Here is a 23207-nt window from a genome sequence, read left to right as displayed (position 1 = left end):
CCCAAGTAGCACGGGGCCCGAGAAATCCCGTGTGAATCTGGCGGGACCACCCGTTAAGCCTAAATATTCCCTGGTGACCGATAGCGGATAGTACCGTGAGGGAATGGTGAAAAGTACCGCGGGAGCGGAGTGAAATAGTACCTGAAACCGTGTGCCTACAAGCCGTGGGAGCGTCGCTGTCGTCTTTGGACGGCAGTCGTGACTGCGTGCCTTTTGAAGAATGAGCCTGCGAGTTTGCGGTATGTTGCGAGGTTAACCCGTGTGGGGGAGCCGTAGCGAAAGCGAGTCCGAATAGGGCGTTCAGTAGCATGCTCAAGACCCGAAGCGGAGTGATCTAGCCATGGGCAGGTTGAAGCGGAGGTAAGACTTCGTGGAGGACCGAACCCACCAGGGTTGAAAACCTGGGGGATGACCTGTGGTTAGGGGTGAAAGGCCAATCAAACTCCGTGATAGCTGGTTCTCCCCGAAATGCATTTAGGTGCAGCGTCGTGTGTTTCTTGCCGGAGGTAGAGCACTGGATAGGCGATGGGCCCTACCGGGTTACTGACCTTAGCCAAACTCCGAATGCCGGTAAGTGAGAGCGCGGCAGTGAGACTGTGGGGGATAAGCTCCATGGTCGAGAGGGAAACAGCCCAGAGCATCGACTAAGGCCCCTAAGCGTGTGCTAAGTGGGAAAGGATGTGGAGTCGCAGAGACAACCAGGAGGTTGGCTTAGAAGCAGCCATCCTTGAAAGAGTGCGTAATAGCTCACTGGTCAAGTGATTCCGCGCCGACAATGTAGCGGGGCTCAAGCACACCGCCGAAGTCATGTCATTGCCATGGGAGCCCTAACGGGTGTGGTGATGGGTAGGGGAGCGTCGTGTGCCGGGTGAAGCAGCCGTGGAAACGAGTTGTGGACGGTTCACGAGTGAGAATGCAGGCATGAGTAGCGATACACACGTGGGAAACGTGTGCGCCGATTGACTAAGGGTTCCTGGGTCAAGCTGATCTGCCCAGGGTAAGTCGGGACCTAAGGCGAGGCCGACAGGCGTAGTCGATGGACAACCGGTTGATATTCCGGTACCCGTTGTGAAGCGTCAAACATCGAGCCCTCTGATGCTAAGGCCGTGAAGCCGCCCTGATCTCTTCGGAGTTGAGGGGAGTGGTGGAGCCGCTGATCCAAGGTGGTAGTAGGTGAGTGATGGGGTGACGCAGGAAGGTAGTCCAGCCCGGGCGGTGGTTGTCCCGGGGTAAGGGTGTAGGACGCACGGTAGGTAAATCCGTCGTGCATATAGTCTGAGACCTGATGCCGAGCCGATTGTGGCGAAGTGGATGATCCTATGCTGTCGAGAAAAGCCTCTAGCGAGTTTCATGGCGGCCCGTACCCTAAACCGACTCAGGTGGTCAGGTAGAGAATACCGAGGCGTTCGGGTGAACTATGGTTAAGGAACTCGGCAAAATGCCCCCGTAACTTCGGGAGAAGGGGGGCCATTGCTGGTGATCCGATTTACTCGGTGAGCTGGTGGTGGCCGCAGAGACCAGCGAGAAGCGACTGTTTACTAAAAACACAGGTCCGTGCGAAGCCGTAAGGCGATGTATACGGACTGACGCCTGCCCGGTGCTGGAACGTTAAGGGGACCGGTTAGTCATGATTCGTCATGGCGAAGCTGAGAACTTAAGCGCCAGTAAACGGCGGTGGTAACTATAACCATCCTAAGGTAGCGAAATTCCTTGTCGGGTAAGTTCCGACCTGCACGAATGGCGTAACGACTTCTCGACTGTCTCAACCATAGGCCCGGTGAAATTGCACTACGAGTAAAGATGCTCGTTTCGCGCAGCAGGACGGAAAGACCCCGGGACCTTTACTATAGCTTGATATTGGTGTTCGGTTCGGCTTGTGTAGGATAGGTGGGAGACTGTGAAGCGATCACGCCAGTGGTTGTGGAGTCGTTGTTGAAATACCACTCTGGTCGTGCTGGATGTCTAACCTGGGTCCGTGATCCGGATCAGGGACAGTGTCTGGTGGGTAGTTTAACTGGGGCGGTTGCCTCCTAAAGAGTAACGGAGGCGCCCAAAGGTTCCCTCAGCCTGGTTGGCAATCAGGTGTTGAGTGTAAGTGCACAAGGGAGCTTGACTGTGAGACTGACGGGTCGAGCAGGTACGAAAGTAGGGACTAGTGATCCGGCGGTGGCTTGTGGAAGCGCCGTCGCTCAACGGATAAAAGGTACCCCGGGGATAACAGGCTGATCTTCCCCAAGAGTCCATATCGACGGGATGGTTTGGCACCTCGATGTCGGCTCGTCGCATCCTGGGGCTGGAGTCGGTCCCAAGGGTTGGGCTGTTCGCCCATTAAAGCGGTACGCGAGCTGGGTTTAGAACGTCGTGAGACAGTTCGGTCCCTATCCGCTGTGCGCGTAGGAGTATTGAGAAGGGCTGTCCCTAGTACGAGAGGACCGGGACGGACGAACCTCTGGTGTGCCAGTTGTCCTGCCAAGGGCATGGCTGGTTGGCTACGTTCGGAAAGGATAACCGCTGAAAGCATCTAAGCGGGAAGCCTGCTTCGAGATGAGTACTCCCACCTCCTTGAGAGGTTAAGGCTCCCAGTAGACGACTGGGTTGATAGGCCAGATATGGAAGCCGGGCAACCGGTGGAGTTGACTGGTACTAATAGGCCGAGGGCTTGTCCTCAGTTGCTCGCGTCCACTGTGTGGTTCCCGGGTTGCGAACAGTCGCAATCGCTGGTTGAACCAAGTTTCACCTTTTAATTGAAGAGTGTGCTTGTTCGCTAGAACCCGATAGGGTTTCGGTGGTCATTGCGTTAGGGAAACGCCCGGTTACATTCCGAACCCGGAAGCTAAGCCTTTCAGCGCCGATGGTACTGCAGAGGGGACTCTGTGGGAGAGTAGGACGCCGCCGAACAATTTTTTAGGACCCTTGGTCCCAGCGTTCATGCTGGGACCAAGGGTCCTTTTTGTTTTGCCGAAGCGCGCCGAAGTGGTCGGTGCGTGAGAATGATTGCAGTGCCGAAGACAGGAGTCACGTCGATGTCCAGTAACTCTTCCGACGATCGTTCGGAGCGTCGTCCGCAGCGGCGTGATGACGGCGACCGCGGTGGTTTCCGGCGTGATGACCGGGGGCCGCGACGTGACGACGGCCGTGGCGGACGCCCGTCCGGTGGCGGTTATGGTCGGCGGGATGACCGTTCGTCCGGGGGCGACCGGGGCGGCTTCCGTCGCGACGACCGCGGTGGCGAGCGTGGCGGCTTCCGTCGTGACGAGCGCCGCGACGACCGTCCGTCCGGCGGCGACCGTGGCGGGTTCCGTCGCGATGACCGGGGCGATGACCGGGGCGGTGACCGGGGCGGCTTCCGTCGCGACGACCGCGGTGGCGAGCGCGGGGGCTTCGGGCGGGACGACCGGCCGCGTGGGCCGCGCCGCGATGAAGGCGACCGTGGCGGGTTCCGTCGTGACGAGCGTCGGGATGACCGTCCGTCCGGCGGCGACCGTGGGGGCTTCCGCCGGGATGACCGTTCGTCCGGGGGCGACCGGGGCGGCTTCCGTCGCGACGAGCGTCGTGACGACCGTGGTGGCTCCCGCCGTGACGACCGGCCGTCGTTCCGGCGGGATGACCGTCCGTCCGGTGGGGACCGTGGGGGCTTCCGTCGCGACGACCGAGGCAGCGACCGTGGCGGCTTCCGGCGTGACGAGCGCCGGGATGACCGTCCGTCCGGCGGCGACCGTGGCGGGTTCCGTCGCGACGACCGAGGCAGCGGCCGTGGCGATTTCCAGCGGGATGACCGCGGCGGGGAGCGCGGTGGCTTCCGTCGTGACGAGCGCCGTGACGACCGGGGCGGCGACCGTGGCGGGTTCCGTCGCGATGACCGGGGCGGTGACCGCGGGGGCTTCCGCCGCGACGACCGTCCGTCCGGCGGCGACCGTGGCGGCTTCCGTCGCGACGAGCGCCGGGATGACCGTCGTGACGACCGCGGCGGCGACCGCGGGGGCTTCCGACGTGACGACCGGGGCGGTGACCGCGGTGGGTTCCGTCGCGATGACCGCCGGGATGACCGCGGGGGCTTCCGCAAGGACGACCGAGGCGGCGACCGTGGCGGATTCCGGCGGGACGACCGCCGGGATGACCGCGGCGGCGACCGCGGGGGCTTCCGTCGCGATGACCGCGGTGGCGACCGCGGCGGCTTCCGTCGGGACGACGAGCGTGGCCGTCGGCCTTACGGGGCCGGGCGTGGGCGTGATGACCGGCGTGATGACCGGCGGGACGAGCGGCGGGAGCCGATCAAGCGGCTGCCGATTCCCGAGGACGTCACCGGTGACGAGATCGACAAGGATGTGCGGCAGGAGCTGCTGAGCCTGCCGAAGACGCTTGCCGAGGACGTCGCCAAGAACCTGGTCATGGTGGCGAAGCTGCTGGATGAGGAGCCGGAGCGGGCATACGGCTACTCGCGGGTCGCGCTGCGGCTGGCGTCCCGTGTGGCCGCGGTGCGGGAGGCGGCGGGCTTCGCCGCGTACGCCGTCGGCAAGTACAGCGAGGCGCTGGCGGAGTTCCGGGCGTCGCGGCGGATGACCGGCAGCGTGGAGCTGTGGCCCGTCATGGCGGACTGCGAGCGCGGTCTGGGCCGTCCGGAGAAGGCGATGGCGATGGCCGGCGAGCCCGAGGTGGCGAAGCTGGACAAGGCCGGGCAGGTCGAGATGCGGCTGGTGGCCGCGGGTGCCCGCCGGGACATGGGCCAGGCGGAGGCCGCGGTGGTGACGCTGCAGAGCCCCGAGCTGGCGTCGAACGCCGTGCACCCGTGGACGGCGCGGCTGCGCTACGCGTACGCCGACGCGCTGCTGGCCGTCGGCCGGGAGGCCGAGGCGCGCGACTGGTTCGCCAAGGCGCTGGAGGCCGACCAGGGCGGGACGACCGACGCGTCGGACCGGCTGGCCGAGCTGGACGGTGTGGAGTTCACCGACGCGCTGGACGAAACGGCGGACGACGAGGGCGACGTGGAGCCCGCGGCCGCGAAGGCGGAGGACCGGGACGCGGCTGACGCCGGTGCCGGGGTCGTCGACGCGGCGGTCGATGTGGCCGACGAGGACGCCGGTGAGGTTGCCGAGGCCGGTCGGGAGAGCGACGAGGCGCGTGCGGACGGTGCCGACGAGGCTCGCCGGGACGGTGCCGAGGACGGCGAGCCCGGGAAGGGCTGAGCCGGTGCCGCGTCGCGGATGACGTGAAGGACGGAGGGCGGGATCCCGTGGGGATCCCGCCCTCCGTCGTGCGTGGTGGGGCCGGGGCGCCTGCGCCGGGGCGCCTGCGCCTGGGCGGCCCAGGCCACCTGGGTGCCTCCGGTCGGTGGCGCCCGGGCCACTCGTGTCCGGTTCGCCTTCTGGTCGGTGGTGCCCGGGCCATCGGCGTCCGGGGCATCTCTGGTGGGCCATGCACCGGCTCGTATCCGGGCCGCCTCCGGGACGCTCGGCCACCGACCGTCACGGCGGGCGGCCGTTTGCCCCGGCAGACCGCTCCGGATCAGTCCATCGCCGAGTCCAACGTACGCAGGACCAGCCCTGTGGCCGGTTTGGGGCCGAAGGAGGTGGACTTGCGGGGCATCGTGACGCCTTGGCGGGCGAGGTGGCGGACGGTCTCCTCGGTGGCGGCGCGCATCAGGAGGGCCGTGCCGCCGTGGCGGGCGGCCTGGGCGAGGGCGGCCTCGGTGTGGTGGAGGTAGCTGATGTGGGAGGGGTGGTCGGGGATCTGCCAGACCGTGTCGAGCAGGACGGAGTGGAGGACCGTGGCGTCGAGGGTCCGCCACAGCTCCGGGCGGTCGGCGCGTACCGCTTCCGCCAGCAGGTGCGGGTCGGGGCGGTCCAGCAGGTGGAAGGTGCCGGTGCCGTCCGTGAGGACGAAGGCGTTGCCCGGGGTCTTCTCCAGCGTCGCGAGGGCGGCCGCCGCGTCGCCCGGCAGCGGGCGGGCCCGGAAGGCGCCGCCGAGCCGGGCCAGCGCCTCGTCGGGCGGCAGGTGCGGCAGCACCCGGTGGATGGCGCGGACCTGGAGCGGATGGCGGGCGGTGTCGACGAGCAGCACCAGGCCGGAGGCCCACGGCGAGTCGATGTCGGCGCCGGGCGTCTGCTCGTGGAGGAGCTGGTAGGTGGCCCAGCGGTGGTGGCCGTCGGCGATCAGGGCCTGATGGCCGGAGAGGTCCGCGTCGATCGTCGCGAGTTCGGCCGGGTCGGTGACGGCCCAGAGCCGGTGGGTGAAGCCGTCCTCGGTGGTGGTGGCGAGCAGCGGGGCGCGCCGGACGGCGGTCTCGATGACGGCGGCGGCGCCGGTGACCGACCCGTCGCCGCGGTAGGCGAGGAGCAGCGGCTCGAAGTTGGCGGCCGCCGCACGCATCAGCTCCGCCCGGTCCTCGACCACCTCGGGGATGACGTCCTCGTGCGGCAGCACCGGCCCGTCCAGCCGCAGCGAGCCGATCAGCCCGCGCTGGAGGACGTCGCCGCTCCGCTGCTCGTAGACGTAGAGCGCGGGCCGCGGGTCCGTCACCAGGACGCCCTCGGCGCGCCAGCGGGCCAGGGTGGTGGCGGCCTGCCGGTGCCGGGTGGCCGGGTCGGCGGCGTGCGGCAGGATCAGCCGCACGATGTTGTACGGGTCGGCGGTCTCCAGCAGCCGGACGCCGTCGGGGCGGACCACGACGTCGTACGGGGGAGAGGTGACCGCGGTGAGACTGCTGATCCGGTCCGGGGCGTAGCGCAGTCCACGGAACGGGAGGAGGCGGAGGCCGTCGGTATCGGTCATTGGGGAATGCTACGGCGCCCGCCGTGTACGGGATGATCGGGGGAGAGCCAGGACATGGCTGGATGTATCGGTGGTCCGCGGGGCGGGCCGCGCGGCGGTGCGGGCGGAACGCGACGGTCCGCACCGGGGCGCGGTGCGGCGCGGGCGGTGAGGAGCGAAGCGGCATGACGGAGCGGATGCGCGGGCGGCCCGACGGGTGTGACCGTGCGCTGTGCGCGGAGTACGACACGGCGCTGCTGGATCTGGACGGGGTCGTCTACGCCGGGGGCGTGGCCCTGCCGCACGCCGTGGACGCCCTCACCGCGGCGCGGGAGGGCGGGATGCATCTGGCGTATGTGACCAACAACGCCGCCCGGACGCCGCAGACGGTCGCCGGTCAACTGACCGGATTCGGCCTGCCGACCGGTGCCGAGGACGTGATCACTTCGGCGCAGGCGGTGGCCCGGCTGATCGCCGAGCAGGTGCCGCCGGGCTCCCGGGTGCTGACCGTCGGCGGCGAGGGACTCCGCGTCGCGCTGCGCGAACGCGGGCTGGAGCCGGTGGAGTCGGCCGACGACGACCCGGCGGCGGTGGTCCAGGGGTACGACGCGGCGATCGACTGGGGGCGGCTGGCCGAGGCGGCGTACGCGGTGCAGCGCGGGGTGCCGTGGTTCGCGTCCAACACCGATCTGACGATTCCCCGGGAGCGCGGGATCGCGCCCGGTAACGGTGCACTGGTCGAGGTCGTGCGGATCGCGGCGGGCGGGACGCCGCAGGTGGCGGGGAAGCCGCAGCCGCCGATGCACCGCGAGACGGTGCTGCGGACCGGTGCGCGCCGGCCGCTGGTCATCGGGGACCGCCTCGACACGGACATCGAGGGGGCCTTCAACGGCGGTGTCGACGCGCTGCTGGTCCTCACCGGCGTCACCACCCCCGCCGACCTGCTCGCCGCGCCGCCGCCGCACCGGCCCGCCTACGTCGACGCCGACCTGCGCGGACTGCTGGTGCCGCAGCCCGCGGTGGTGCCCGACGGGGACGGGTTCCGGTGCGGTGGTCTGTGGGCGGTGGCCCGGGGCGACCGGCTGGACGTCGAAGGGGACGGTGCGCCTCTGGACGGGCTGCGGGCGCTCTGCGCGGCGGCGTGGACGGCGGCGGGGGACGGCGCGTACGCGGGGGACGCGGAGAAGGCGCTGCGGACGTTGGGGATGTGAGCGCGCGGCGGGCGTCCGGCCGGTCGGGCGCCGCCGCGTCCGGACCGCCGCAGGGCGTACCGCCCCCGCTCAGCGCACCTTTTTCGCTCCCCGGATCGCCTCCGTGAGCTGCTCGATGAGCGGCGTGGCGCCCTCGTACGAGAAGCGGGGTTCGCTCGACCACGGGGTGATCTGGCCGGCCTTGACGGCGGGGAGCTGGGCCCAGGACGGCTTGCTCGCCAGGTCCTTGGGCTGGAGGGTGGCGGTGCGGTTGTCGAGCAGCAGCACGTCCGCGCGGTACTTGTTGGCGTTCTCCCAGCTCAGGCTCTCGAAGTAGCCGCCCTTGTCGAGATGGTCGGGGACGATCAGGTCGACGCCGAGCGACGTGTCGTACATGAGGTCGGCGTTGATGCCGGGGTTGGACGCGTAGAAGAGGTCGGCGCTGCCGGAGCAGGCGAGGACCTTGACGGGGCTGGCCTTGGCGGCGGCGCGCAGCTCGGCGCTCGCCTTCTCGAAGCGGGCCTTGGCGTCGGTGACGCGCTTCGCCGTCAGGTCGGCGCCGAGCGCCCCGGCCAGCTCCGCGTACCGTTCGATGATCTTCACCAGCGGGGTGCGGGACGCGGTGAGCGCGACGCTCGGGGCGAGCTGGGCGATCTTGTCCTTGCGGTCGTCGGGCACGAACCACAGGGCGCCCGGCTCGTACATGTGGGTGATCAGCAGATCGGGGCTCAGGCTCGCGTACTTCTCGACGTTGAACTGGTTGTAGGCGTTGCCGATGACGGTGACCTTGTCGACGTCGAGGCCGCCGGCCTGCGGGTCGGGCTTGCCGTTCGGCAGCTTGGCCGGGCCGAAGACGCCGACGATGTGGGTGTCCGCACCGAAGTCATGCAGCGCGGCGGCGGTGCCGGTGAACGCGACGATGCGCTGCGGGGTGTGACCGAGCGACACCTTCTTCTTCCGGTCGTCGGTGAACGCCCAGGCGCCGCCGCCCGCCGACCCGGAGCCCTTGCCGCCGCTGCCGCCGCCGCATGCGGCGAGGAGCGCGCCGATGCCGTCGGCGCCAAGCAGATCCCGCTCGACCAGGTCTGGCACGGCCTCGTCCACTACTCCGGCACCGACACCGACGTCATCGTCCACGACGTCCGCGTGCCCCGCACCCTCCTCGGTCTCGCCGTCGGCGCCGCCCTCGGCCTCGGCGGTGCCGTCATGCAGGCGCTGACCCGCAACCCCCTCGCCGACCCGGGACTGCTCGGCATCAACGCCGGTGCCGCGGCCGCCGTCGTCACCGCGATCAGCGTCCTCGGCATCACCTCGCTCACCGGCTACGTCTGGTTCGCCTTCCTCGGCGCCGCGGTGGTCTCCGCCGCCGTCCACGCCCTCGGCGGCACCCGCGGCGCCACGCCCGTACGGCTCGCCCTCGCCGGTACCGCGCTGACCGCCGTCCTCACCGGCTACACCAACGCCGTCAACCTCCTGGACTCCGCGGCGCTGGACAAGATGCGCTTCTGGACGGTCGGTTCGCTGGCCACCGCCACCATGCCGACGTTCGGGCACATCACGCCGTTCCTCGCCGCCGGGGCGCTCCTCGCGCTGCTGCTGGCCCGCCCGCTCAACGCCGTCGCGCTCGGCGACGACCAGGCGCGCGCCCTCGGCGCCCGGCTCACCCGCACCCGCATCCTGGCGATGTGCGCGGTCACCGGCTGTGCGGCGGCGCCACCGCCGCCTGCGGCCCGATCGCCTACGTCGGCCTGATGGTGCCGCACGCCGTCCGCGCCCTGACCGGCCCCGACCTGCGGTGGATCCTGCCGTACTCCGCGGTCCTGTCGCCGGTGCTGCTGCTCGGCGCGGACATCCTCGGGCGCGTCGTCGCCCGGCCCGGCGAACTCCAGGCCGGCATCGTCACCGCCGTCCTCGGCGGACCGGTCTTCATCCACCACGCTCCGTACCCCCGGCGGCCTGTCACTGCGCCTCGACGTCCGGGCCGTCGTCGCCGGGACGGCGCTGCTCGCCCTCGCCGCGGCCGCGGCCGCCGGGCCGATCGCCTTCGTCGCGCTCACCGCACCGCAGCTCGCCCGGCGGCTGACCCGCGCGCCCGGCCCCAACCTGCTGCCGTCCGCCGCGATGGGCGCCGCTCTGCCGGTCGGCGTCCTCACCGGCGCCCTCGGCGGCGGCTATCTCGTCTGGCTGCTGGTCACCGAACGCCGCGCCGGACGGATATGAGCGCCCGCCGCCCCGCCCCGAAAACCACCTCCAGGAGCCCCGAAGTGAGCCGTCTCGCGGCCGAGCACCTCACCCTCGCCTAACGACCGCCGGGTCATCGCCGACGACCTCTCGGTGGAGATCCCCGACCACTCCTTCACCGTCATCGTCGGCCCCAACGGCTGCGGCAAGTCCACCCTGCTGCGCGCCCTGTCACGGATGCTCAGGCCCACCGGCGGCCAGGTTCTGCTGGACGGCGCGGCGCTCTCCTCGTACCCGGCGAAGAAGGTCGCCCGGACCCTCGGGCTGCTGCCGCAGTCCTCCGTGGCGCCCGACGGCATCACCGTCGCCGACCTCGTCGCCCGCGGCCGCCACCCGCACCAGGGCGTGCTGCGGCAGTGGTCGCGCGACGACGAGCGGAGGGCGGGAGTCGATGGCGGCGACCGGCATCGGCGACCTCGCCGACCGCTACGTCGACGAACTCTCCGGCGGCCAGCGCCAGCGGGTGTGGATCGCCATGGCGCTCGCCCAGCAGACGCCGCTGCTCCTCCTCGACGAGCCCACCACCTGCCTCGACATCCAGCACCAGATCGAGGTCCTCGACCTCTGCGCCACCCTCCACGAGGAACAGGGCCGCACCCTCGTCGCCGTCCTCCACGACCTCGACCACGCCGCCCGCTACGCCACCCATCTGATCGCGGTGCAGGGCGGCCGGGTCGTCGCCGAGGGCGCGCCGTCGCAGATCGTCACCGCCGAGCTGGTCGAGTCCGTCTTCGGGCTGCGCTGCCAGGTCATCGACGATCCGCAGACCGGCACCCCGCTGATCGTCCCGGCGGCCCGCGCGGCCCGGCGTACGGCCGTGGCGGCTACAGCAGCTTCCTGAGCCGCAGCAGATCCCGCACCCCGGCCTCCAGCCGCACCCGGCCCCGGCCCCAGGCCCGCGCGAAGTCCAGCTCCCCGTCGACCAGCGCGATCAGGTCGTCGCCGGACATCGCCAGCCGGATCTCGGCCCGGTACGGCGGCGGTCCTGGCACGCTCGTCACGTCCTCGATGGTGCCGTGGGCCAGCCGACCCAGGAACGTGACGTCGGGGTCGGTGAGGCAGCAGCTGAGCGAGCGGTCGAGGGTGGCGGCGCCGCGTACCTCGCCGTCGGCACCGGACATGTTCCGGGCCAGCCGGTCGAGCGCCGCGCGGCACTGGTCGAGAGTTGCCATCGCCGCCGACGATAGCCCAGCGCCTCGCCCCGCGGCCCGCCGCCGCGGCGCCCCGGGGAGCGGCGTGGCGGGCCCCGCCGACCGGCCTGACCGGTGAGCCGCCCGGCCGTACGCGGTAGCGTCGGGGACATGCACGAGCCGACGCCGGACCCGCCGCCGCAGCGGTCGCATCAGCCCTTGACCGGGGAGACCGGCGGCCCGCCGCCTGACGGGTCCGGGAGGCCCGGCGGGCCCCGCGCGCCCGTCGCACCGGACGGCGCCCCGGAGCCGGAGGCCGGGCCCGGTCCCGCCGCTCCGGGCGCCCCGGAGCCCGGTCCGGCCGCCGACGCCCCGCCGGAACCCGAGGAGCCCGCCGCCCCGCAACCGCTGGGCGTCGCCCTCACCCCCACCGGCGAGCCCGCCGTCGACACCCCGCTGCGCCGCCTCGCCGACGCCGACCACCTCGCCGTCGGCGCGCACCTCGCGGTGTACGAGGATGTTCACCGTGGGCTGCGCGACGCGCTGGCCGCCCTCGACGGGCAGCCCGGGCCGCCCGCCCCCACGCACGACACCACGACGCACGACATCAGGAGCTGAACCACAGGTGGCAGGAGTGGCACGACGCCGACTCGACGCGGAGCTGGTGCGCCGCAAGCTGGCCCGCTCGCGGGAGCACGCCGGTCAGCTGATCGCCGCGGGACGGGTGACCGTCGGCGGCGCGACCGCGACCAAGGCCGCCACCCAGGTCGCCACCGGCGCCGCCGTGGTCGTCCGCGAGGATGCGAACGATCCGGACTACGTCTCGCGCGGCGGACACAAGCTCGCCGGGGCCTTCGCGGCATTCGTCCCCCTCGGGCTGCGCGTCGAGGGGCGCCGCGCCCTCGACGCCGGGGCGTCCACCGGCGGCTTCACCGACGTCCTGCTGCGCGCCGGGGCCGCCCATGTCGTCGCCGTCGACGTCGGCTACGGCCAGCTCGCCTGGTCCCTGCAGAGCGATGAGCGGGTCACCGTCAAGGACCGCACCAACGTCCGCGAGCTGACCCTCGACCGGATCGACGACATCCCCGTCGACCTGGTCGTCGGCGATCTCTCCTTCATCCCGCTGGGCCTGGTCCTGCCCGCCCTCACCGCCTGCACCGCGCCCGGCGCCGACCTCGTCCTGATGGTCAAGCCGCAGTTCGAGGTCGGCAAGGAACGCCTCGGCAGCGGCGGTGTGGTCCGCAGCCCGGAACTGCGCGCCGAGGCCGTCCGCGCGGTCGCCGCCCGCGCCGCCGAACTGGGCCTGGGCGTCCTTGGCGTGACCGCGAGCCCGCTGCCCGGCCCCTCCGGCAATGTCGAGTACTTTCTGTGGCTCCGCGCCGGGGCGCCCGCACTCGACCCGGCGGACGTCGACCGTGCAGTGGCGGAGGGGCCGCGTTGACCACCACACAGGCAGTTCAGGAGAGCGCACCGCACCAGGGCGAGCAGCCGGCACGGACGGTGTTCCTGCTCGCCCACACCGGCCGCCCGGCGGCGATCCGCAGCGCCGAACGCGTCGTTACGGGGCTGCTGCGCCACCGCATCGGCGTCCGCGTCCTCGCCGAGGAGGCCGCCGACCTGCCGCTGCCCGACGCCGTCGAACGCGTCGCCTCCCGCCAGAGCGCCGCTGAGGGCTGTGAACTGCTCGTGGTCCTCGGCGGCGACGGCACCCTGCTGCGCGGCGCCGACTTCGCCCGCACCTCCGGCGTGCCGATGCTCGGCGTCAACCTCGGCCGGGTCGGCTTCCTCGCCGAGGCCGAACGCGACGACCTCGACAAGGTCGTCGACCGCGTCGTCACCCGCTCCTACGAGGTTGAGGAGCGTATGACCCTCGACGTCCTGGTCCGCAACAACGGCAGCATCGTGCACACCGACTGGGCGCTCAACGAGGCGTCCGTCGAGAAGGCCGCCCGGGAGCGGATGCTGGAGGTCGTCACCGAGGTCGACGGCCGCCCCGTCTCCCGCTTCGGCGGCGACGGCGTCGTCTGTGCCACCCCGACCGGCTCCACCGCGTACGCCTTCTCGGCGGGCGGGCCGGTCGTCTGGCCCGAGGTGGAGGCGCTGCTGATGGTGCCGATCAGCGCCCATGCCCTCTTCGCCAAGCCGCTGGTCACCTCCCCGAAGTCGGTCCTGGCGGTGGAGGTGCAGCCCAAGACGCCGCACGGCGTGCTGTGGTGCGACGGCCGCCGCAGCGTCGAGCTGCCCGCCGGGGCACGCGTCGAGGTCCGCCGCGGCGCCGTCCCGGTCCGCCTGGCCCGGCTGCACCACGCCTCCTTCACCGACCGGCTGGTCGCGAAGTTCGCCCTGCCGGTGGCCGGCTGGCGCGGCGCCCCGCACTGACCGGCCCGCGCCCGGTACCGGGGTGTACCGGGACGATCCCGGGCGCCCCGAGGAGCGGGCGGCCACCCCGGCGGGTGGCGGGGGCGGGAGTCCGTCGCGAGGGGGCCGCCGGACCTCGTAAGGTCGTATCCGTGTTGGAGGAGATGCGGATCCGGTCCCTGGGCGTCATTGACGACGCCGTAGTCGAGCTGTCCCCGGGCTTCACGGCGGTGACGGGTGAGACGGGCGCGGGCAAGACCATGGTCGTCACCAGCCTCGGCCTGCTGCTCGGCGGGCGCGCCGACCCCGCGCTGGTGCGGATCGGCGCCAAGGCGGCGGTCGTCGAGGGCCGCCTCACGATGGACGCCGACGCGCCCGCGGCGGTCCGCGCCCAGGAGGCGGGCGCCGAGCTGGACGACGGGGCGCTGCTGGTCAGCCGCACCGTCTCCGCCGAGGGCCGCTCCCGCGCCCATGTCGGCGGCCGGTCCGTCCCGGTGGGCCTGCTGGGGGAGCTGGCCGACGAACTGGTCGCCGTGCACGGCCAGACCGACCAGCAGGGCCTGCTGCGCCCGGCCCGCCAGCGCGAGGCCCTGGACCGCTACGCGGGCGCCGCCGTCGCCGCGCCCCTCGCCCGCTACACCACCGCCCACCGGCGGCTGCGCGCGGCCGCCACCGAGCTGGAGGCCCTGACGACGCGGGCCCGCGAACGCGCCCAGGAAGCCGATCTGCTGCGCTTCGGGCTGGACGAGATCGCCGCCGTCGAACCGCAGCCCGGCGAGGACACCGCGCTCGCCGAGGAGGCCGAACGTCTCGGTCACGCCGAGGCCCTGGCCGGTGCCGCCGGTGCCGCGCACGCCGCGCTGGCGGGCCATGTGGAGGACCCCGAGGGCGTGGACGCCGCCGCCCTCGTCGCCGGGGCCCAGCGCGCGCTCGACGCCGTACGCGGCCACGATCCGCAGCTGTCCGCGCTGGCCGAGCGGGTCGGCGAGATCGGCATTCTGATGGCGGACGTTGCGGGCGACCTCGCCGGATACGCCGACGGGCTGGACGCCGACCCGCTGCGGCTCGCCGCCGTCGAGGAGCGCCGCGCCGCGCTGACCCATCTGACCCGTAAGTACGGCGAGGACATCGACGCGGTTCTGGTGTGGTCCCAGGAGAGCGCGGCCCGCCTGGACGAACTGGACGGCGACGACGACCGGATCGGCGAGCTGACCGCCGAACGCGATGCCCTCCGCAGCGAACTGGGCGCCCTGGCACAGGAGTTGACCGCTGCCCGGACCGCCGCCGCCGGCCGCTTCGCCGAGGACGTCACGGCAGAGCTGGCCGAACTCGCCATGCCGCATGCCCGGGTGAGCGTCGACATCCGCCAGACCGAGGCGGCCGAGGAGAGCGACGGCATCGAGGTCGGCGGCCAGTCCGTTGCCTACGGGCCGAGCGGCGCCGACGAGGTCGAGCTGCTGCTCGCCCCGCATCCGGGCGCCCCGCCCCGCCCGATCTCCAAGGGCGCCTCCGGCGGTGAACTCTCCCGTGTGATGCTCGCTGTGGAGGTCGTCTTCGCCGGCTCCGACCCCGTCCCCACCTACCTCTTCGACGAGGTCGACGCGGGCGTCGGCGGCAAGGCGGCGGTGGAGGTCGGCCGCCGCCTTGCCCGCCTCGCGCAGTCCGCGCAGGTCGTCGTCGTCACCCACCTCCCGCAGGTCGCGGCCTTCGCCGACCGGCAGCTGCTGGTCGCCAAGACCCACGACGGCTCGGTCACCCGCAGCGGCGTCACCGTCCTGGAGGGCGAGGAACGCATCCGGGAACTGTCCCGCATGCTCGCCGGCCAGGAGGACTCGGAGACGGCCCGCGCGCACGCCGAGGAACTGCTGGAGACGGCGCGTACGGGACGGTGACCACGGCGCCGCCGCCCGCGTGGGGGGCGGCGCCGACGGCTGAGGGGAGCGGGATGAGCGGGGCACGCGGGCGCGGGTTTGTGACGGACGGCCGGGCGGTGGTCCTCGCGGGTGCGGCGGTCGCCACCCGCGCCGTGCACGCGGCGATGCGCCGCAGGCCACCGGGCGGCGCGGCGCGGTGGCGGCGCACCAACCACGCGGGACGCCCGGTGACGCTGTACGCCGGGCCCGCCACCGCCCTGGGCACCGCCTGCGCCGTGGCCGCCGCCCCGGGGGCGCCACGCGCCCGCGCCGTCGGGGCCCTCACCGTCCTCGCCGCGGGCGCCTGCGGGGCGTACGACGACCTGTGCGCCGCGGGTGATCGACGGCGCGGCTTCCGGGCCCATCTCATGGCGCTCGCGCACGGCGAGCTGACCGGCGGTGCGGTCAAGCTGTTCGGCATCGGGGGCGCGGGGCTCGCCGCCGGGGCGGTGCTGCGGCGGCGGCCGGTCGACGCGCTGCTCGCGGGCGTCGTCGTCGCCGGGAGTGCCCATCTGGTGAACCTCCTCGACGTCCGGCCCGGCCGCGCCGTCGGCGCCGTCCTCGCCCTGGGCGCGCCGGGCCTGATCGGCGGCGGCCCCGCGGGGCGTGCGGCGGCCGCGCCGGTGGGCGCCGCGGCCGCCGTCCTCGCCGACGATGCCGCCGCCCGGACCATGCTCGGCGACACCGGCGCGCATGCGCTCGGGGCGGCGCTGGGCCTGTCCGTCGTGGCCCGGTACGGCCGGGCGGGGCTCGCCGCGCACGCCGCCGCGCTGGTGGCGGCGGCGGTGGTGGGCGACCGCCGGGGCCGGTCGCCGGGCCCGGCCCCGACGGAGCGTCGGGGAACAGGCGTTCTGTCCCCCATGGGGGTGGTCCAGCGGTCGGGTGGGTGAGACATCCCACCTGAACGGCGGGCGAACGGTGCGGAATTGACGCGCCCGGCCTGGCATCCTGGTGCGCGGTGCCGCGGCGGACGCTGCACACCACTCCCCGCGTACGCCCCCGGCGCCCGCAGGTGCCCCGCGCGCCCCTCGGTGTGCAACTCACCGCGCCCCGCCGGTGTGGACCTGCACGACCGTCCCGCCGTACGGACCTCAGCCCGCCGAACCAGGAGCCCACGCCGTGACCCGCACGCCGCCCCCGCCGCACGGCCAGGCGCCACTGCGCACGGTCCAGGTGCTCGGCCACGGTGCCACGGCCGGCGCCGCCCACGTCCGCTCGCTCACCGCCGGGCTGATCGCCCGGGGCGTGCAGGTCACGGTCTGCGCCCCGCCCCCGGCCGAGGAGACGCACGGCTTCACCGCGGCCGGGGCCCGGTTCGTCCCGGTGGCGACCCGCCCGGACCCGGTCGCGCTCGCCGCGCTGCGCGGCGCCTTCCGCGACGCGGACGTGGTCCACGCCCACGGCGTACGGGCCGGGCTGAGCGCCCTGCCGGTGCTGCGCACGGTGCGCGGTCCACGGGGCGGCCGCCTCCCGCTCGTCGTCACCTGGCACACCGCGGCCCGTGCGACGGGGGCGCTGGTGCGACTGCGGGAGCGGCAGTTGGCGCGCGCCGCGGCCGTCGTCCTCGGCGTCTGCGCCGGGCTCGTCGACCGCGCCCGCGAGCGTGGGGCACGCGACGCCCGGCTGGCCCCGGTCGCCCCGCCGGGCCCCCGGACCGGCGGTGACGGCGGTGAGGCCGACCGGACGCGCCACAAGGTCCGGGCCGAACTGGGCGTGGTGGACCGCCCGTTGGTCCTCGCTGCGGGGCCGCTGGAGGAGCGCCAGGAATACGATCTGCTGCTGGACGCCGCGCACGCCTGGGCCGCGCGCGAACCCCGTCCGCTGCTGGTCGTCGTCGGCGAGGGCAGCCGCCGCGCCGCCCTCCAGCGCCGCATCGACACCGAGGAGCTGCCCGTCCTCCTCGCCGGGCACCGCGCCGATCTGCCCGAACTCCTCGCCACCGCCGATGTGGTGGCCGTCCCGGGCCGCTGGGAGGCCCGGCCGCCGCTCGCGCAGCAGGCGCTGGCGGCCGGGGCGCCGCTGGTCGCCGCCGCCACCGGCGAGCTGTGCGAACTCCTCGGCCCCGCCGCCGAGCTGACCCGCCCCGGTGACGCGGTCTCCCTCGCCCACGCGGTCCTGGGCCTGCTCGCCGACCCGGCCCGGCGCACCGCCCTCGCCACCGCCGGTCCGCTCCAGGCCGCCGACTGGCCGACCGAGGACGCCACGGTCGCCCAGGTCCTGAGCGTCTACGACGAGGTGGCCCGGCCCGGCCGTTCCCGCGCCCCGGCCTGATCCCGGCCCGACCGCCGGGCCGGGCGGGCCACTACGGTGACCACCGACGGAACGGTCCGTTCGCGCCCTGGGCGCGGGGCGGCGGGACCGGGGACGCGGAAGGCAGGCGGACAGTATGACGGCAGCGATGGCGGGCTTCGCGCTCTTCGCCCTGATGATGACGGTGGTGCCGGGCCCGGACACTCTGCTCGTCCTGCGCAACTGCCTGCGCGGTGGCCGCCGCTCCGGCGCGGCCACCGCCCTCGGCGCCGCGGCGGGCTCGCTGGCCTGGGCGGTGGCGGCGGCCTGCGGCCTGGCCGCGGCCCTCCAGCGCTGGGACGCCGCGTTCACCGCCGTACGCCTCCTGGGCGCCGGATATCTGGCGGTGCTCGGCGTCCAGGCGCTGTGGGCGTGCCGCCGCTCCGCCGCGCCGGGCCCCGGGGCGGACGCCGGGCCGTCCGGTGAAGTGGCGCCCGAGGCGGCCGCCACCGCGCTGCGCGGCTTCCGTCAGGGCCTGCTGAGCTGCCTGCTCAACCCCAAGGTCGGGATCTTCTTCGTCGCCGTGGTCCCGCAGTTCCTGCCCCAGGGCCGCTCGGTCCTCGGCGCGACGCTGCTGCTGGGCACGGTCGACGCGGTGATCGCCGCCGGCTGGCTGTTGTTGATCGCCCTCGGCGCCGGGCGCCTCTCCACCTGGCTGCGCCGCCCCCGGGTGCACCGGGGGCTGGAGGGCGCGACCGGCGGCGTCCTCGTCGCACTCGGTCTGGGGACCGCCCTGGAGACCGCTGCGGGGTGAGCGGGCGGGGGAGCGGACCGGCTTCCCGGAGGACGCCGGGCGACCTTGGGGGATCGGCGGAGATCCCCGGCTACGACGGGCGTCCGCCGAACTGCCAGTGGTGCACCTCGATGCCGGCGTACCGGTCCGGGGTCAGGAAGGCGCGTGCCGTGTCCGGGTCCGGCGCCCGGACCAGCGCCTCCGTGCCCAGCCAGGTGGCGCCGTCGTCGGAGAGCAGCGGCCCGTAGGCGATCAGCTCGTTCCGGCCGGACGGAACCGCGAGGTCCGCGGCCGGCCCCGCGCCGAGGCCGAGTACCAGGTCGGTTGCCGCCGGTCCGGCCACCGGGGAAGTCCCCCATGGTGCGCCCCAGAGTGTTCCGCCACCGCCGCAACAGCACGTCACGGTGGACGCCGGCCTGGTAGTTCGGCTCGTCGAAGGCGAACGCGCGGGCAGCGGCGGGATCGGGCAGGTCGAGGAGGTGCACGCTGCCGGTGGGCGTGTTGCCGTCGTCGGCGAGGGTCGGGCCCCGGGCGATCATCTCCTTCGTGTACCGGTCCATGGAGGACCAGTGCTCTTCCAGCAGCTTGTGGCGGAGCGGCAGGGAGCCGGGCCGGTCGCGGTGGTAGCAGAGGAACTCCTACCCGAAGGATCCCTGCAAGAAGGCGACCGGGTCGAGCGGGTTCTGTCGACAGCCGGTGAACGGCGGGCCCGGTCGGTGTGATCCGCGGCCCCGCGGCTCCGGCCCGCCTGCCCCACCGGAAGCCACCCGGCCGCCCGCCCGGAGGCCCTACCCCTTCTCCGCATGCCGCCGTGCCCGGAGCGCTAGCCGCAACCCCAGTACCGTCTGCGGATCGTCCAGGTCGGTGCCGAGGAGATGCGCGATGCGGGCCAGGCGGTCGTAGAGGGTCTGGCGGTTGACGTTGAGGGCGCGGGCCGTCTCCGCCTTGCGTCCGGCGCTCGCGAGATACGCCTCCAGCGTCGGCAGCAGCGGCTGGCGGGCCGCCTTGTCATGGCTGAGCAGCGGGCCGATGGCGCGGGTCACGAAGTCCGCGAGGACCTCCTCGCCGCCGTGCTCCCGCATCCGCCACAGCAGCAGTTCGATGTCGAGACGCCGCGCGTCGTACCACGGCTGGTGCGGCAGCCCCTGCGCGGCGGCCGCCGCCTGGGCGGCATGGCGCAGCCCGGACCCGGCCGCCGCCCATTCGCCCGCCGTGCCGACCACCACCACCGGCCGCGCTGCCGCGGGACGGTCAAGACCGGCCCGCGCCACCCCGGTGTGCAGCGCCTGCGCCACCCGGTCGGCGAGCGCCTCCCGGGCCCGCCCCGCGCGCAGCGCCACCAGCAGCGGTACCCGCCCCTCCACCGGCCGTACGCCCAGCAGCACCGGCACGCCCAGCGCGGTCAGCTCCTCGCGCAGCGCCTGGGCGAGGACCGCCCAGCCGCCGTCCGACACCAGCCCCGACGGCAGCCGCATCACCACCGGCAGCACCGGGTCGCCGCCCGGCCGGAACCCCAGCAGCCGCGCCTGGCCGGGTGCCTCGGCCGCCGACACCCGGCCCTCGGCGAGATCGGCGAGGAAGTCGCCCCGGCCGCGCGCCGCCAGCACCTCCTCCTGGCGGGACTGGAGCATCACCACGGCCAGCAGATCGGCCGCCCGCGCCGCGGCGATCCGGTGCACCGGCGCCGCCGGGGAGTTCACCGGCAGCAGCACCAGCCGCGCCCGTACGGCATCCGGCCCAGACCCGCCCCCGGGCACGTCGACGCGGACACCGGTGTCCCGCAGCCCCTCCCAGGCCAGCAGCGGGTCGGCGTCCGCGGGCCCGTCGTCGCCCTGTGGGCCCGCCGCGTACAGCGGGCTGCCGTCGGCCGACTCCAGGCAGAGCGGATTGCCGGTGAAGTCGGCGAGCAGCCGCAGCACCTCCGGGGCGCCGCCGCCGCGCAGCAGCGCGTCCGTACAGCGCCGGATGAGGGCGTCGGCGCGGCGCAGCAGCGTGTAGTGGCTGTTGACGATCTCGGTGTGGATCTCCTCGGTGACCGTGACGTACGGGACCTCGCGGTGCAGCTGGATCAGGGTCAGCCCGCACTCGCGGGCCGCGTCGGCCAGTGCCGGGGGCAGGGTGGTGAACCGCGCGCCCAGCTCCACCACGAGCGCCGCGATCCGCCGGTCGGCGAGATCGCGGACGAAGGATCGCAGCTCGGTGGGGCGAGTGCCGAGCCCCAGGCCCGTGGTGAGCAGCAGCTCGCCGCCCTTGAGCAGCGAGGCGATGTTCGGCACCTCCCCGGCGTGCACCCAGCGCACCGGACCGTCCAGCCCGTCGGCGCCCGCCACCACCTCCGGCAGACCGCGCCGCAGCGCGGGCAGCTCCAGCGCCCTGCGTACGGTGATCTCCGCTTCGATCGTCGTCTCCGGCCCCATGGCGTCGACGGTACCCGCCGCACGTCGTCCCACGTCACAGCGGCCGCGACGCCCACCGCGGACCGTCAGCCCGACGAGCCGCGGACCACCAGTGTGGCCGGGGTGATGACGGCCCCCGGGCCCGCGTCCTGGGGGTCCGCCACCTCGCGCAGCAGCATCCGCGCCATCAGCCGCCCCATCTCCGTCACGTCCTGCCGCACCGTGGTCAGCGGCGGATCGGTCCAGGCGGCCGGTTCCAGATCGTCGTAGCCGACCACCGCCACGTCCTCCGGCACCCGCCGCCCCCGCTCCCGCAGGGTGCGCAGCGCCCCGGACGCCATCAGGTCCGAGCAGACGAACACCGCGTCCAGCTCCGGCGCCGCGTCCAGCAGCCGGTCCATCGCCGCCTCGCCGCCGTCCGCGGTGAACCGGCCGTCCGCGACCAGCCGGGGATCGGCCGCCCCCGGCGCCAGCGCGTCGCGGTAGCCCGCGAGCCGGTCGGCGGCCGAGGTCTGGTCGGGCGGCCCGGTGATGACGGCGATGGCGCGCCGTCCCCGCTCCCGCAGATGCCGCACCGCCTGCCGGGCGCCGTCGCGGTTGTCGGTGCCGACGTACCGCACCCCCGGATCGTCCGCGGCGCCCGCCCAGTCGGGCCGTCCGCCGTAGACCACCGGCAGCCCGGCGCGCGCCGCGACCGACGGCAGCGGATCGTCGTGGTGCAGAGAGAACATCAGCGCGCCGTCGACGTGCCCGGCGGCCAGATACCGGCCGATCCGCGGCCAGTCCGCGCGGCTCTCCACCAGGAGCAGCAGCAACTGGGTGTCCGCGGCGGCGAGTTCCCGGCCGATGCCGCGCAGCTGCCGCCCGAAGAACGGATCGCTGAACACCCGCTCCTCCGGCTCGCCGATGATCACCGCGACCGCGCCGGTGCGCCGGGTGACCAGGGAACGGGCCGCGCTGTTGGGGACGTACCCCAGCTCGGCCACGGCCCGCGCCACCCGCTCCCGCACCGCGGGCCGCACCCCGGCGCCGCCGTTGACCACCCGTGAGACCGTCGCCCGGGAGACCCCGGCGCGCGCGGCGACCGCCTCCAGCGTGGGCCGCCGGTCGTTCCGTTCCACCACCACCGTGCAACTCCTTTTTCTCTGCCGCGGGTTGACGTGGTACCGCCGAATCGGCAGGGTGCCCCCCAATGCATGAGAGCGCTCTCACGCGCGCATCCCGAAGACTCCTCCCCCACCCCCCACCGTGTCGAGGAGAACGACATGATCATGGAATTCCGGGCGCAGGCAGTGGCACTCGCCTGCGCCCTGGCGTTCGGGGCCCCCTTCTGGTCGAGCCCGTCCGCCGCACCGGTCAAGGAGGCGGCCCCCGCCTTCCAGGAGGTCTGGCGCGCCGACTTCGACGGCGCCGCCGGCTCCCGCCCCTCCGCCGACGACTGGATCACCGACACCGGCACCGGCTACCCCGGCGGCCCCGGCCGCTGGGGCACCGGCGAGGTCCAGACGTACACCGACGCCCCGGAGAACCTCCAGCTCGACGGCGCCGGGCATCTGAAGATCACCGCCCGCAAGAAGGACGGCGGCTGGACCTCCGGCCGTATCGAGACCCGCCGCACCGACTTCGCCGCACCCGAGGGCGGCGCCCTGCGCATCGAGGCACGCATCGAACTGCCCGCCGTCAGCGGCGACAAGGCCCTCGGCTACTGGCCCGCCTTCTGGACGCTCGGCGCCGACTTCCGGGGCACGTACAGCAACTGGCCCGGCGTCGGCGAGTTCGACGTCATGGAGAACGTCAACGGCGCCGACACCCTCTGGGGCACCCTGCACTGCGGCGTCAGCCCCGGCGGCCCCTGCAACGAGACGCAGGGCAAGGGGAGTTCCCGCCCCTGCACCGGCTGCCGGGACGACTTCCACACCTACGCCCTCGCACTCGACCGCACCGACCCCGCCCACGAGAAGCTGACGTGGTACCTCGACGGCGCGGCCTACCACACCGTCGCCGCCTCCGAGATGGACGCCGACACCTGGGCCCGCGCCACCCACCACGGCCACTTCCTGCTGATCGACCTCGCGATGGGCGGCGGCTTCCCGGACGGCGTCGCCGGGCGCGCCACCCCCACCGACACCACCGCACCCGGCGCCTCCCTACTGGTCGACAACGTTGCTGTCTCGGTCGCCCGGCCCGCCTCCGCCCGCACCCCGTAAGGA

At 73.4% G+C, this 23207-nt stretch carries 16 protein-coding genes, 2 rRNA genes and 4 pseudogenes (1 of these 22 cut by a window edge); 16 read left to right on the top strand and 6 right to left on the bottom strand.

Annotated features, from left to right (window positions below; translation table 11 throughout):
* The 4 genes from OG422_RS06265 to OG422_RS06250 form a co-directional block, all read left to right on the top strand.
* Positions 1-2667 (top strand): 23S ribosomal RNA (locus OG422_RS06265) (it extends 454 nt beyond the left edge of the window).
* A gap of 114 nt (positions 2668-2781) precedes the next feature.
* A 5S ribosomal RNA gene (gene rrf / locus OG422_RS06260) occupies positions 2782-2898 on the top strand.
* A 276-nt stretch (positions 2899-3174) separates the two neighbouring features.
* Entirely contained in the window at positions 3175-4344 is a 1170-nt protein-coding gene (locus OG422_RS06255) for a hypothetical protein (RefSeq protein WP_405748082.1), read from the top strand.
* Positions 4281-5183, top strand: a complete 903-nt coding sequence (locus OG422_RS06250) for a hypothetical protein (RefSeq protein ID WP_251076490.1) — start codon at positions 4281-4283, stop codon at positions 5181-5183. The genes OG422_RS06255 and OG422_RS06250 overlap by 64 nt, the downstream gene beginning before the upstream one ends.
* 319 nt (positions 5184-5502) lie before the next feature.
* Here OG422_RS06250 and OG422_RS06245 read toward each other — a convergent pair whose 3' ends face one another.
* On the bottom strand, positions 5503-6768 hold the full coding sequence (locus tag OG422_RS06245) for a DUF1015 family protein (RefSeq protein ID WP_143940648.1): 1266 nt from the start codon (positions 6766-6768) through the stop codon (positions 5503-5505).
* A gap of 164 nt (positions 6769-6932) precedes the next feature.
* On the opposite strand from OG422_RS06245, the gene OG422_RS06240 reads away from it, so the two are divergent.
* Positions 6933-7958: an HAD-IIA family hydrolase gene (locus tag OG422_RS06240; protein ID WP_405740634.1), complete on the top strand. Its 1026-nt coding sequence runs from the start codon at positions 6933-6935 to the stop codon at positions 7956-7958.
* Between the two features lie 69 nt (positions 7959-8027).
* On the opposite strand, the gene OG422_RS06235 is transcribed toward OG422_RS06240, so the two are convergent.
* Complete coding sequence (locus OG422_RS06235; RefSeq protein ID WP_405740631.1) at positions 8028-9041, bottom strand: ABC transporter substrate-binding protein; 1014 nt, start codon at positions 9039-9041, stop codon at positions 8028-8030.
* Between OG422_RS06235 and OG422_RS06230 the strand changes: the two are divergent.
* From OG422_RS06230 to OG422_RS06220, 3 pseudogenes are all read left to right on the top strand, one after another.
* Positions 9006-9871 (top strand): annotated as a pseudogene (locus OG422_RS06230) (FecCD family ABC transporter permease); the annotation flags it as partial. The gene OG422_RS06235 and the pseudogene OG422_RS06230 sit on opposite strands and share 36 nt — an antisense overlap.
* 22 nt (positions 9872-9893) lie before the next feature.
* A pseudogene (locus OG422_RS06225) lies at positions 9894-10157 on the top strand (iron chelate uptake ABC transporter family permease subunit); the annotation flags it as partial.
* 44 nt (positions 10158-10201) lie between these two features.
* Positions 10202-11019, top strand: a pseudogene (locus OG422_RS06220) (ABC transporter ATP-binding protein).
* Here the strand turns inward: OG422_RS06220 and OG422_RS06215 are convergent.
* Positions 11003-11350 (bottom strand): sterol-binding protein, encoded by a 348-nt coding sequence (locus OG422_RS06215; RefSeq protein ID WP_405740628.1) that lies wholly within the window; start codon positions 11348-11350, stop codon positions 11003-11005. The pseudogene OG422_RS06220 and the gene OG422_RS06215 overlap by 17 nt on opposite strands.
* 129 nt (positions 11351-11479) lie before the next feature.
* On the opposite strand from OG422_RS06215, the gene OG422_RS06210 reads away from it, so the two are divergent.
* The 7 genes from OG422_RS06210 to OG422_RS06180 all read left to right on the top strand — a co-directional run bounded on the left by OG422_RS06210 (position 11480) and on the right by OG422_RS06180 (position 18622).
* Positions 11480-11926, top strand: coding sequence for a hypothetical protein (locus tag OG422_RS06210; protein WP_405740625.1), 447 nt, complete (start codon positions 11480-11482; stop codon positions 11924-11926).
* Positions 11927-11933: 7 nt separating this feature from the next.
* Positions 11934-12749: a TlyA family RNA methyltransferase gene (locus OG422_RS06205; RefSeq protein ID WP_143940642.1), complete on the top strand. Its 816-nt coding sequence runs from the start codon at positions 11934-11936 to the stop codon at positions 12747-12749.
* Positions 12746-13687 (top strand): NAD kinase, encoded by a 942-nt coding sequence (locus OG422_RS06200; protein ID WP_251076488.1) that lies wholly within the window; start codon positions 12746-12748, stop codon positions 13685-13687. The genes OG422_RS06205 and OG422_RS06200 overlap by 4 nt, the downstream gene beginning before the upstream one ends.
* A 143-nt stretch (positions 13688-13830) precedes the next feature.
* Positions 13831-15558 carry a DNA repair protein RecN gene (gene recN / locus OG422_RS06195; protein WP_405747661.1) on the top strand — a complete coding sequence of 576 codons (1728 nt, stop codon included), beginning with the start codon at positions 13831-13833 and terminating at the stop codon, positions 15556-15558.
* A 53-nt stretch (positions 15559-15611) separates the two neighbouring features.
* On the top strand, positions 15612-16469 hold the full coding sequence (locus OG422_RS06190; RefSeq protein WP_405740621.1) for a hypothetical protein: 858 nt from the start codon (positions 15612-15614) through the stop codon (positions 16467-16469).
* Positions 16470-16698: 229 nt separating this feature from the next.
* Positions 16699-17850: a glycosyltransferase family 4 protein gene (locus tag OG422_RS06185; RefSeq protein WP_405740618.1), complete on the top strand. Its 1152-nt coding sequence runs from the start codon at positions 16699-16701 to the stop codon at positions 17848-17850.
* A 115-nt stretch (positions 17851-17965) separates the two neighbouring features.
* Positions 17966-18622, top strand: coding sequence for a LysE family translocator (locus OG422_RS06180; protein ID WP_143940640.1), 657 nt, complete (start codon positions 17966-17968; stop codon positions 18620-18622).
* Positions 18623-18692: 70 nt separating this feature from the next.
* Here OG422_RS06180 and OG422_RS06175 read toward each other — a convergent pair.
* From OG422_RS06175 to OG422_RS06165, 3 genes and pseudogenes are all read right to left on the bottom strand, one after another.
* A pseudogene (locus OG422_RS06175) lies at positions 18693-19203 on the bottom strand (YciI family protein).
* Positions 19204-19389: 186 nt separating this feature from the next.
* Positions 19390-21018 carry a PucR family transcriptional regulator gene (locus tag OG422_RS06170; RefSeq protein ID WP_143940638.1) on the bottom strand — a complete coding sequence of 543 codons (1629 nt, stop codon included), beginning with the start codon at positions 21016-21018 and terminating at the stop codon, positions 19390-19392.
* Between the two features lie 65 nt (positions 21019-21083).
* Positions 21084-22124, bottom strand: a complete 1041-nt coding sequence (locus OG422_RS06165) for a LacI family DNA-binding transcriptional regulator (protein ID WP_405740614.1) — start codon at positions 22122-22124, stop codon at positions 21084-21086.
* A 138-nt stretch (positions 22125-22262) separates the two neighbouring features.
* On the opposite strand from OG422_RS06165, the gene OG422_RS06160 reads away from it, so the two are divergent.
* Positions 22263-23204: a glycoside hydrolase family 16 protein gene (locus OG422_RS06160; protein ID WP_405740611.1), complete on the top strand. Its 942-nt coding sequence runs from the start codon at positions 22263-22265 to the stop codon at positions 23202-23204.
* Positions 23205-23207: the final 3 nt, after the last annotated feature.

The sequence above is a fragment of the Streptomyces sp. NBC_01525 genome (assembly GCF_045040405.1).
Lineage (GTDB): Bacteria > Actinomycetota > Actinomycetes > Streptomycetales > Streptomycetaceae > Streptomyces > Streptomyces benahoarensis.
This window is presented reverse-complemented; position numbering and strand designations above follow the sequence as displayed.

Coding starts and splice junctions, on each gene's coding strand:
- OG422_RS06245 (WP_143940648.1), bottom strand. CDS start 6,768: ATGACCGATACCGACGGCCTCCGCCTCCTCCCGTTCCGTGGACTGCGC.
- OG422_RS06190 (WP_405740621.1), top strand. CDS start 15,612: ATGAGCGGGGCACGCGGGCGCGGGTTTGTGACGGACGGCCGGGCGGTG.
- OG422_RS06210 (WP_405740625.1), top strand. CDS start 11,480: ATGCACGAGCCGACGCCGGACCCGCCGCCGCAGCGGTCGCATCAGCCC.
- OG422_RS06180 (WP_143940640.1), top strand. CDS start 17,966: ATGACGGCAGCGATGGCGGGCTTCGCGCTCTTCGCCCTGATGATGACG.
- OG422_RS06160 (WP_405740611.1), top strand. CDS start 22,263: ATGATCATGGAATTCCGGGCGCAGGCAGTGGCACTCGCCTGCGCCCTG.
- OG422_RS06215 (WP_405740628.1), bottom strand. CDS start 11,350: ATGGCAACTCTCGACCAGTGCCGCGCGGCGCTCGACCGGCTGGCCCGG.
- OG422_RS06240 (WP_405740634.1), top strand. CDS start 6,933: ATGACGGAGCGGATGCGCGGGCGGCCCGACGGGTGTGACCGTGCGCTG.
- OG422_RS06255 (WP_405748082.1), top strand. CDS start 3,175: ATGACCGTTCGTCCGGGGGCGACCGGGGCGGCTTCCGTCGCGACGACC.
- OG422_RS06170 (WP_143940638.1), bottom strand. CDS start 21,018: ATGGGGCCGGAGACGACGATCGAAGCGGAGATCACCGTACGCAGGGCG.
- recN (WP_405747661.1), top strand. CDS start 13,831: ATGCGGATCCGGTCCCTGGGCGTCATTGACGACGCCGTAGTCGAGCTG.